Source organism: Rhodobacter sp. SGA-6-6 (genome assembly GCF_011043545.1).
In the GTDB taxonomy this organism is placed as follows: domain Bacteria; phylum Pseudomonadota; class Alphaproteobacteria; order Rhodobacterales; family Rhodobacteraceae; genus Pseudogemmobacter.
The window spans coordinates 1-2237 of the sequence record NZ_JAAKGP010000043.1 but is presented as its reverse complement, the minus strand read 5'-3'; the positions used below and the strand labels follow the sequence as shown (position 1 = coordinate 2237).

Below are 2237 nucleotides of genomic sequence, written 5' to 3'. Positions count from 1 at the left end.
GACCCTCCTTTCCCTCTCGAACCGAGGCATTCCGGTTGCTTGGTTTGATTTTGTTCCCGTTATGTTCTATATTGAGGGTCAAGCCAGCAAGGGAGTTTCCCGATGGACAGCACCACGCATGCCCTACCCGCAACACCCAAGCAGATCGCCTACGCGCGCTCGCTCGCCCTGCGCAACCAGACCCTTCTGCCCTGGGAGGTTCAGCAGGATCGCCGGTCCCTGAGCGCCTGGATCGAGGCACAGGCCCAGCTGAAGCCGGTCTCCGAAATGGACCGACTGCCCACGTCCAAGCAGGTGGCCTTTGCGGAGAAGCTCGCGCGCATCAAGCGCCGCGCCGTCCCGGATGAATGCTTCCGCGACAAGGGGCTCATGTCGAAGTGGATTGACGGGAACAAGTGAGGACGTCGTTAGCGGGCCCCGGCCTTCCGGAGCTTCTGCCATACCGTGGCTTGGCAAACCGAGCGTAGTTGCCAACCTATAGGTTGGCAGAGTTGACCTTCAGGATATCAACCCCGGTCAAACTCCTGTCCGAGCCGCGCCAAGTCCGCGAGTGCTGCGTCCTTTTTCTGCAAGTCGTCCTCTTCAGCGATCAGCTTGCGAACCGTGCTGACGGACAGGAACATTCTGAGCGGGTTCGAAGGCAATGGCTCAAACCCGTAGCTCTCGTAAAGCGCCTTGCGGCGCGCGACGCGGTCGGGATCGCCGCAGTCGAGCACATCGAGCATGACGACCGCAACACCAATGGCGTTGGCCGCAACGGCAATGCGCCGTAGGGCATCGACCAAGAGATCGGCTCCAAACCCGGCGCCGCTGAACTTCCGATCCCGCCCGATCATCGAGATATATGCGGCAGGAATGTTGCCATGCGAAGGCCGGGTCCGCGCGAACTTCGCTGGCAGATCCGTGAACTGAACGGCGTGCGCATTCAGGGCATAGAAGCCGATGACCTTCCCGTCAGGGTCGACCATCACATATAGGCGGACATTGTCCGCCTTGGCGAGCTTGTTCGCGGTCTTCTGGAAATAGTTGTCGACTTGCTCGACCCCGCAAGAAAAAGCCGCCCGATCATGCTTCGAAGGATCGAACGGCTCGATGGTGTAGGCGGCCGGTTGTGACGTGGCCATTTACTTCGACACAACCGTGTCGCTGTGTCGACGGAAGGCCGCGCGCAGGGCATCGGTCGGCGCAGCTGGTGCATCGAGCGCCGCGAAGAACGGCTCATGATCGACCGGCTGCAGCATGGTGCGTTCATGCGCCGCGATCGTTGCCAGCGCGGCCTGATAGGCGGCGTTCATCGTGAAGACGGAATCGTCGACGCCGGACAGTGCCGCGGCCTGCTGGATTGCAGTCTTGATGCGCGGCTTCGTCCGGAAATTCATCCGGGCCTCGTTGCGCTCATCGATTGCGCGCGCGGTATCGTGGAAACCGAGCATGGTCGCCTCCTGTAATGTCTTGTCGATATGTACGCCAGATCGACGTACGTTTCAAGCGTGCGGTCGGGAAAGTTCTTCGAAGGGCGCGCCTCACCCGAACCGCCGCCCGGCTTCCGTGAAGGTGTATTCGTTCACGATGATCCCCTCCTCGATGGCCTCGTCCGAGGTCAGATGGTCGTATTCAGCCTCAAGCTGCCGATAGAGCCAACGGGCCAGATCACGCAGCGCCTCGGTCACGATCTCCTCGGCGTCCTCGGTCGGCGGCTGCCAGGTCGGGCTGTCGCGCGTGACATCGACCGACATGGTGTATTCGTGGTAGTAGCGGCCGCGGTGGCTGACCTCGGCAGCGAGTTGGTAGAAGTTCCGCCGCTGGATGGCCTGCAGCCGGTCGGCGATGCCGTGCAGCGTGGCATCAAGGGGCGCGTAGTCCCGGATGCGCGTGGCCCCGCCCTTGGCGTGGGACCAGTAGCTTTCAAAGCAAGCCCCGTCGCCCTGGCTCCAGAAGCCGGAGAACCAGATGCAGGGCTTGGCCCGCGTCCCTCCGCCCATCAGCCGCACGGGTGTGGTCTTCAGGCGGATGCCGAGGATCTCGCAGACCCTTCCGAAATCGTCATAGACCGCGTCCCACCAATCGTCGTGAGGGCCGAGCTCGCGATACCAGCTGCGCGCCTTTTCCTTGGCCGCATCCGCGAGTTCGGGGAACTGGTAGACGGTGGTGCAGATGATCTCAGGCATGGGGGTCCTCCCCGTTCAACGCGGCGGCCAGCCATTCTTGCGTGCTGGTCCAGCCGATGGATTTGCGGG

General features: G+C 62.4%; 4 protein-coding genes. 1 reads left to right on the top strand and 3 read right to left on the bottom strand.

The genetic code is table 11. The features are described 5' to 3' along the window. Nucleotides 1–102 precede the first annotated feature (102 nt). Nucleotides 103–399: a hypothetical protein gene (locus G5B31_RS20815; RefSeq protein WP_165020101.1), complete on the top strand. Its 297-nt coding sequence runs from the start codon at nt 103–105 to the stop codon at nt 397–399. 107 nt (nt 400–506) lie between these two features. Here the strand turns inward: G5B31_RS20815 and G5B31_RS20810 are convergent, their stop codons facing one another. The 3 genes from G5B31_RS20810 to G5B31_RS20800 form a co-directional block, all read right to left on the bottom strand. Next, on the bottom strand, nt 507–1124 hold the full coding sequence (locus G5B31_RS20810; protein ID WP_165020100.1) for a GNAT family N-acetyltransferase: 618 nt from the start codon (nt 1122–1124) through the stop codon (nt 507–509). After that, nucleotides 1125–1433, bottom strand: coding sequence for a DUF1778 domain-containing protein (locus G5B31_RS20805; RefSeq protein WP_165020099.1), 309 nt, complete (start codon nt 1431–1433; stop codon nt 1125–1127). A 90-nt stretch (nt 1434–1523) separates the two neighbouring features. After that, nucleotides 1524–2168 carry an antitoxin of toxin-antitoxin stability system gene (locus G5B31_RS20800; RefSeq protein WP_165020098.1) on the bottom strand — a complete coding sequence of 215 codons (645 nt, stop codon included), beginning with the start codon at nt 2166–2168 and terminating at the stop codon, nt 1524–1526. Between the last annotated feature and the right edge of the window lie 69 nt (nt 2169–2237).

Coding starts and splice junctions, on each gene's coding strand:
- G5B31_RS20815 (WP_165020101.1), top strand. CDS start 103: ATGGACAGCACCACGCATGCCCTACCCGCAACACCCAAGCAGATCGCC.
- G5B31_RS20810 (WP_165020100.1), bottom strand. CDS start 1,124: ATGGCCACGTCACAACCGGCCGCCTACACCATCGAGCCGTTCGATCCT.
- G5B31_RS20805 (WP_165020099.1), bottom strand. CDS start 1,433: ATGCTCGGTTTCCACGATACCGCGCGCGCAATCGATGAGCGCAACGAG.
- G5B31_RS20800 (WP_165020098.1), bottom strand. CDS start 2,168: ATGCCTGAGATCATCTGCACCACCGTCTACCAGTTCCCCGAACTCGCG.